Annotated in this window: 4 protein-coding genes; 2 read left to right on the top strand and 2 right to left on the bottom strand. The window is 62.9% G+C overall.

The genetic code is table 11. The annotated features are described in order from the left end of the window. Positions 1 to 249 (top strand): hypothetical protein (locus tag H7U37_RS13905; RefSeq protein WP_204876622.1); only part of this gene is annotated, 249 nt, incomplete at its 5' end. 29 nt (positions 250 to 278) lie between these two features. Then, positions 279 to 1,298 carry a UDP-glucose 4-epimerase GalE gene (galE, locus tag H7U37_RS13900; protein ID WP_204876621.1) on the top strand — a complete coding sequence of 340 codons (1,020 nt, stop codon included), beginning with the start codon at positions 279 to 281 and terminating at the stop codon, positions 1,296 to 1,298. 63 nt (positions 1,299 to 1,361) lie between these two features. Here galE and H7U37_RS13895 read toward each other — a convergent pair whose 3' ends face one another. Together H7U37_RS13895 and H7U37_RS13890 are read right to left on the bottom strand one after the other, a co-directional pair. Then, positions 1,362 to 2,513, bottom strand: a complete 1,152-nt coding sequence (locus H7U37_RS13895; RefSeq protein WP_204876620.1) for a YibE/F family protein — start codon at positions 2,511 to 2,513, stop codon at positions 1,362 to 1,364. A 91-nt stretch (positions 2,514 to 2,604) separates the two neighbouring features. Next, positions 2,605 to 7,520, bottom strand: a 4,916-nt coding sequence (locus H7U37_RS13890; protein ID WP_204876619.1) for an S-layer homology domain-containing protein, incomplete at its 5' end; no start/stop codon positions are given.

Here is a 7,520-nt window from a genome sequence, read left to right as displayed (position 1 = left end):
TCGGAACCTCCTTTCTTTCGAGAAAGAAAGGAGGCAAAGAAAGCTTTCATTTTGCGCCGCCCGCGCAGGGCCGTTCCCGTTGGGAATCGAAAAACGATTCTGCGGCAATCTGCATTCTTCCCGCAGGATACTTTCATTTTGATAGGAGTCAACAGGCTTTTTCGACAAGCCGCCCGGCTCTCTCTTTTGGAGAGCCGGTTTTTATTGCTCCTTTTTTGTGGACAAGAACGGGAAAAAAGAGTAAAATAAGACTAAATTTTTGGAAAGAAGGAAAAAGGATGAAGATTTTAGTCAGCGGCGGCGCGGGATACATCGGCAGCCATACCTGCGTGGCTCTGCTGGAGGCGGGCTATGAGGTGGTGGTGGCCGACAATCTGGTCAATTCCAGCCGGGAGTCCCTCCGCCGGGTGGAACAGCTCACCGGCAAACAGATCCCCTTTGTGCAGGCGGATCTGTGTGACCGGGCGGCGGTGGAGGCTCTCTTCGACCAATACCCCGACATCGGCGCGGTCATTCACTTTGCCGCCCTCAAGGCGGTGGGCGAGAGCGTCCGCAAGCCGCTGGAATACTACACCAATAATCTGACCAATACCCTCACCCTGCTCAACGTGATGCGGAGCCATGGGGTGCGCAATTTTGTCTTTTCCTCCTCGGCCACCGTGTACGGCGACCCGGAGACGGTGCCCATCCGGGAGGACGCCCCCTGCTCGGCTACCAACCCCTACGGCTGTACCAAGCTCTTTCTGGAGCGTATCCTCACCGATTGCTGCGCCGCCGACCCCACCCTGAACGTGGCGCTGCTGCGCTATTTCAACCCCATCGGCGCCCATCCCTCCGGCCTCATCGGCGAGGACCCCAACGGCATCCCCAATAACCTGGTGCCCTACATCGCCAAGGTGGCGGCGGGAGAACTGGAGTGCCTCCATGTGTTCGGCGGCGACTGGCCCACCCACGACGGCACCGGCGTGCGGGACTACATCCACGTGATGGATCTGGCGGAGGGCCATGTGGCGGCGCTGAAGAAGCTGGCGGAGAACTGCGGCCTGTTCGTGTGCAATTTGGGCACCGGAAAGGGATACAGCGTGCTGGATGTGCTCCACGCCTACGAGGCGGCCTGCGGCCATCCCATCCCCTACGTGATGGACCCCCGCCGGCCCGGCGACGTGGCGGCCTGTTGGGCCGACCCCTCCAAGGCCCGGGAGGAGCTGGGCTGGACGGCCCGATACGGCATTGAGGAAATGTGCGCCACCTCCTGGAAGTGGCAGAGCCGGAACCCCAACGGATACGGGGAGAAATAACGGATAAGAGAGCGGAAAACAGAGAGAGGCCCCGGACAGGATTGCACTGTCCGGGGCCTCTTTTCAGACCTTTTTGGGAAAGAGCAGCGAGGAGAGGAGAGACACCAGAGGGACGGTAAGGATGATCCCCACCGAGCCGGCCACGCTCTGGATAAGCTCAATGGCCATGGCGTCGCTGTTGATGATCTGGATGAGAGGATAGCCGTAGACCTGGAAGAGCAGGAGCACGTTGAAGGACGCGCCGGCAAAGGCCAGAATCAGCGTGTTGGCCATGGTGCCCATGGCGTCTTTTCCGATGTTCATGCCCGAGCGGAAGAGCTGGACGGGCGTGATATTGGGCTCTACCGTCCGGAGCTCGTGGCAGGCCGAGGAGATGGACATGGCCACGTCCATCACCGCGCCCATGGAGGCAATCAGAATGCCGCTGATCAATAAACCCCGGATGGAGAGAGGACTGTCATAGGCCCGGAGAACCAGATCCTCCGCCTCGCTCATATTGAAGCCGCTGATGGGGGTGATCTGTCCCACCACCCAGGCAAAGAGACCCGCCGCCGCCACGCCGCACACGCAGCCCAGACCGGCGCACAGGGTCTTGCGGGAAAAGCCGGTGAGCATCAGCAGGGAGGCCACCGCCGTCAGCGCCGCGATGAGCACCGCCGACCAGACCGGGTCAAAGCCCTGCAGCACCATGGGAATGAGCAAAAACCAGATGCCCGCCAGGGTGTAGGCCAGGCCCAGCAGGGCCATGACCCCCTTTTTGCCGCCGATAACCACCAGCAGCAGGGCAAAAGCCGCCACCATACCCGCCAGTACGCCGCCCCGGTCGTAGTTGGGGATGGACACCACATAGGGGTCCCCGTTGTCGTCCAGGTCCAGACGGACGATGACACGGGTCCCCAGCTTGCAGTCCACGTTGGCATAGGCGCTGAGATAGTTGATCCCCTCCAGAATCTCGCCCTGATACGGGCCGCTGAGGATCTCCAGCTCCAGGGTCTGGGAGCCCAGGCGCAGCCCCTCGCTCCAGTCCTCCGGCTGGGCGTTGTCGGCCAGCACGTCGGTGACCTCCGCCACGGCAAAGAGCCGCTTTTGGGCTGCCGTCAGCGTGTCGTTCTCAGTGCGCAGGCAGAAGCCGCCTGCCACCAAAATCAGAAAAAAGCAAAGTCCCGTGGCAATGGCCGCCGCCTGCCGCTTTGTCGGAGCCTTCCATCCTTGCATGTTTGTCCTCCTGTCTGAAAGAGAAGGGGAGCCACCCCCGGCCTTGGGGGTGGCTCCCCGTTTGTTGTGCGGGAATCGAAACGGTGGGAAATCAGCCGTTCAGCGCCTCAAACCGAACCAGAATGGCGCACAGCTCGCACCGCTGGGTGATGCCGGCGGGCGCCAGCAGGCTGTCGGACCGGCCCTGGATGAGACCCGCGCCCACAGCCCAGGTCATGGCCTCCACAGCGTAGGAGCTGATGGCGTCGCCGTCGGTAAAGACGGACAGATCGCCCTCCTGCGCGGTGTCGCCCTCCATGGCCTGCTGATAGCGGTAGAACATGGCGGCCAGCTGCTCCCGGGTGACGTTGTCGTTGGGGGCAAAGATGCCGGTGTCATAGCCGGTAATGATGCCCTTGTGGTTGGCCCAGGCCACGGCCTCGGTGTACCAGGTATCCTCCGCCACGTCAGGGAAGGGGGAGGAGCCGCTGTAAGTCTCGCCGGAGAGCCGGTAGAGGATGGTAGCCGCCATGGCGCGGCTCACCGTCATCTCGGGGGCAAAGCTGGTGGAGGACACGCCGTTCATGAGCTCGGCCTCGATGACGGCCATTACGTCGTCATAGTACCAGGCGTCCTGGTCCAGGTCGGTAAACACGCCGGGCGCCAGGGGGGTATCCTCGTCGGGCAGCTCTTCTTCCACATCATGCCGGGGACCTTCATGTCCGGTAATAACGGTAGTGCTACCGCCTTCGCCGCACACGATGTCGGCCCGGTCACGGACGCGGATACGGGGGAAGGGACCCTCGGGAGCGTTGAAGGTGTTGTCGTAGGAGGCAAGGCCGGTGGCGGTGATGGCGCAGCCCACCTCCAGACCGTCGATTTCCTTGTCGCTGGTGATGTAGCCATCGATAAAGACCCGGCCGATGTTGCCTTCGCTGTCGCGGACCAGAATGGTCTGGATGGAGCCGTTCTCCTCCTGGAAGGAGACGACGGTACCCTTCAGGGTCACCAGGCTGCCCAGGACAGAGCCGTCGTTGAGCTGCGCGGCGGTGATCTCCTTGGGGGCGGGGGCGTCGGTCTCGCCGATCTTCTCGATGGAGGTCACGGCGATCTGACGCTCACCCTGGTAAGAGGAGGTGGTGCCGGTGATGCGCACCACGTCGCCGATCTTGTAGTTGCCCGCCACGGGGAAGGCGTTGACGCCGGCCGTCTCGTCCTGGACGTAGATACAGTCGAAGAAGGCGGTGTCCTTGTCGTAGCCGGAGGCGTTGGAGGTGACCACACCCTCGATGGTGTACTTGATGCCTTCCAGCTCCTGGGCCTGGACTTCGGCGATGGGGGTAATAGAGACGGGGTTGAGGTAGCTGACCAGATTTTCGCAGATGGTGTAGTTGGAGTAGTTCTTTTCCGCGGCGCTGTCAGGCTGGGACTGGACCTCAAAGTTGGACATGAAGGCCGCGCCGGAGACGATGATAAGGCCCTTGCCCTCCAGCTGTTCGGAGGCCAGCACCATCAGGCGGCTGTCGCCCTCCGCCACGGCGTAGGTGGGCACGTTGTCGCCGCCCAGGCCGTCGTTATCGTTGTCCTTGGAGTAGGTGGAGGCGTGACCGTAGACCACCGGGGAGACGGTAGCCGGCAGCACGGAGGTGGGGTTGCCGTCGGCGTCCACGGTGTAAACCGTCGCGCCGCCGTAGTGGCTGTAAAGCTGAGAGTAGAAGTTGTCGTTGGGATTTGCGGGGTCAAACTCCACGCCGTCCATGAGGAAGTTGTCGAAATTATAGGTGGACAGGTAGAGCCGGCGGTTGGAGTCGCCGCCGTTGAGCACGTCGTCGGAGGCGGTGTCGTCGGCGATGCGCAGGGAGGAGCCCAGCGCCTCCAGGATGGCGTTCTGGGTGGCGGCCATGTGGACGATGTCGGGATTACCGGTGATGACCGAGTAGTTCTCATAGTAATCCGACCAGCCGCTGAGGATGATGACGCCGCCGGCAGCGTTAAAGGCGGTCAGAGCGTCCAGCTCGGCCTGGGAATAGGTGCGCGGGTCGTTCTGGGCGTCGGCCAGGCGGCGGGAGGGCGCGGTGAGGATGATGGCCTTGTACTTGCCTTCCGCATTCTCGCAGGCGGCAATCAGGTCCTCACTGGTCTTGAGCTCCACGGTGCGCACCGAGTACCCGGCGGCCAGGCTGCTGAAGTTGCCCATGGAGTCCTTATAGTTGCCCGCCACATATTCGTTGTAGTGGGAGGCGTCAATGCCGATGTAGACCAGCTGACTGGCATCCAGGATGTCCAGGGTGATGTCCTTGGAGTAGGTGTAGGAGATGCCGTCCTGCTCCACCACGGCGGTGATGGTGACGGTCATGACCCGGGCCATGTCGGGCGTATACTGCCAGTCCACCACGGCGGTGCTGGAGGCGGGCAGGTCATACCCGGTGGCGTCGGTGTACAGGACCTGGCCGCCGCTGGTATAGGTGATGGAGGTGACGGTGGCGTCGCTGCTTTCACTGTTGAAGAGGGTGGTGGAGAGGGTCAGTTCCTCGCCGGTGACGGGGATGGAGGTGCCGCATTCCACCGAGGAGATGCCCAGCTTCACCACTTCGCCCACCCAGACGGGAGCGGTGACCGCCAGGTCGCCGTCACCCTGGGTGACGCGGATGAAGTAATAGCTGTAAGAGGCGGGGATGGTGCAGGAGAGCTCACCGGAGGCCAGCTCAGTGGGATCGTCCCAGGTGTAGGCCACGGCGCCCGAGTTGACCACCACTTCCACCTTGGCGATGGAGTCGGTGCTGTCGGGGTCGTAGACCGAGACGCTGATGGCGGCGGTTTCGGGGACTTCGTCGATGATCGCGCCCATCATCTGGCCGTTGAGGGTGTAGTTGATCTCCAGATTCTTATCCTCGGTGGCGTAAACCCGGTAGTTCCGGATGGCCTCGTAGAGGCCCTGCTCGGAGAAGTCGTCGGTGAGGATCACGTTGCGGGCGTCGTTGGCGTTGCCCCACTTGCCCTTGTGGTTGTCCTGGTTGTTGGTGGGGGCCACGTGCCAGCCCTTGTCCAGGGCCATGATGTACTGTTCATAGCTGGGGTAGTAGCCGCCCTGGCCGATGGCGCCTTCACCGTTGCCCACTTCCACCAGATAGATGCGGGTGTCGATGATGGGATCATAGTAGCCAAAGTCGATGAAGTTGCCGAAGGTGGTGCCCGGGTGGTTGAACTGGCTGATGGAGTCCACCAGTTCGGCGTTGCTCAGCAGAGCATAGTAGGCCTGCAGGCCCGCGTCGCCGGTCTTACTGTTCAGGGTGGCATTGTTGCGGGAGACGATGCCGGGGGTATTGAAGGTGTTGATGTGGCCGGGTCCGCCGGACCAGGTCATCTCGAAGCCCGCCAGAGCCACGATCTCACCGGCGTGGGCGGCGTTGAATGCGGCCACCGCGCCCTTATAGGCGTTCCACTTCTGGGTGCTCTGCTCACTCATCTGGGTGGTGTCGTAGAGGGCGGCCTCGGGGTTGGCCTCGGAGCTGGAGTCGAAGTAGTTGGAGTGGTCGGTAAAGGCCACAAAGTCCACGTTGGCGCTCTCGGGGAGGTTGGCCACATAGTTCAGGCCCTCCTGGAGGGTGCCCGCGCCGTCGGAGTACTCGGCGGTGTGGGAGTGGAGCTGGCCGAAGTAGAGCTGGAACTCCGCCACGCCGATGGTAAAGGACCAGCTGCGGGAGACGCTCTTCCCGTCGGCCCGGGTGAGGGTGACGGACACGGTGGTCTTGCCGTCGGCCAGGTCGGCGGCGGGGGTGTAGCTGGCCTTGCCGTCGGTCACGGTGGGGGTGACGGCGGTGCCGTTGATGGACATGGCGACGGTGGGGTTCTCACCGGCGTTGCCGAAGGTAAAGCCGATCTCGGGGCGCTTGTCGTCGCCGGTCTGGGCGTTGGCGGCGGGGAACACGCCGGAGATGACCGGCTCGTCCTTCACGGCCACGTCAGCGGAGCCGGAGAAGGTCACGTTCTTGGTGTCGGCGCCCGTAACGGTGATGGAGAGGGTCCCCTCCGTCAGGTCGGCGGCGGGAATGGTGAAGGAATAGACGCCGTTGTCCTCGGAGAGCTCCGCGAAGGTCTCGCCGTACCGGGCGGAGAGTTCGGCCACGCCGAACACACTGTCCACCGTAAAGGTGACGGTGTAGTCCTGCCCCACGTAGGCGTCGGACAACGCGCCAAAGACCACCGAAGGCACGTTGACCACGCCGTCGGTGACGGTGACGCCCTCGGCCAGGGGGTAGAAGTTAAAGGTATAGATGTCCTTGTCGCTGTCGTTGTAGAGGCTGTAGGTCTTATAGGAGCCGCCGTAGTACTCCAGATACTGGGCGCTGGAGTTATACTTGGCGGTGCGGCTCTTCAGGTTGTAGCCGCCGTTGAAGGCGGTGAGGGTCCAGTCGGCCTCCTCGCTGGCCTCGGCGGAGTAGAAAGCGTTGTTGCCGGTGCCGTTGGAGCAGAGGTAGCCGTCGCTGGTCTTAAAGCGGTAGTATTCGCCGTTCTGCTCCACGGTGAACACCCGTGCGCCGTTGGCGGGGGTGGCCACGCCGTCGGCCACGGTGGCGGCGGCGCTGTTCACAGAGGGGCTGCTCTGGTTGTCGTCCTGACCGGCCAGCACGCCGGCGGCGGAGACGTTGTAGATCACGAAGGTATCGGGGAAGGTAAGGTCGCCGCCGGGCTCCTCGGGGATCTCGGTGACCTGGTAGAAGGCCAGAGCAAACAGGCCCTCGGAACCGGAGCTGATGGTATGGTAGGCGCTCCAGGTGCCGTAGCTGTCCTGGTACTCCATGTAGGCGCCGCGGACGGTGTTCTTCACATAGAAGAGGCCGTCGCCCGCGTCCTCCAGCACCCACTGGTCGTTCACGCCGCCCAGAGGCATACTGGTATACTGGGTATCCATGCCGATCTTCTGGCCGCCGTAGGAGAAGGACCAGGTGCCGTCGCCGTTGTCGATGACGGTCCAGACGTCGCTCTCAGAGAAGCCGGACAGGGTGCCGTCGGTCAGGGAGACGTCGG

This window comes from Pseudoflavonifractor phocaeensis (assembly GCF_016901735.1).
Taxonomy (GTDB): Bacteria; Bacillota; Clostridia; order Oscillospirales; family Oscillospiraceae; genus Pseudoflavonifractor_A.
This window is presented reverse-complemented; position numbering and strand designations above follow the sequence as displayed.

Coding starts and splice junctions, on each gene's coding strand:
- galE (WP_204876621.1), top strand. CDS start 279: ATGAAGATTTTAGTCAGCGGCGGCGCGGGATACATCGGCAGCCATACC.
- H7U37_RS13895 (WP_204876620.1), bottom strand. CDS start 2,513: ATGCAAGGATGGAAGGCTCCGACAAAGCGGCAGGCGGCGGCCATTGCC.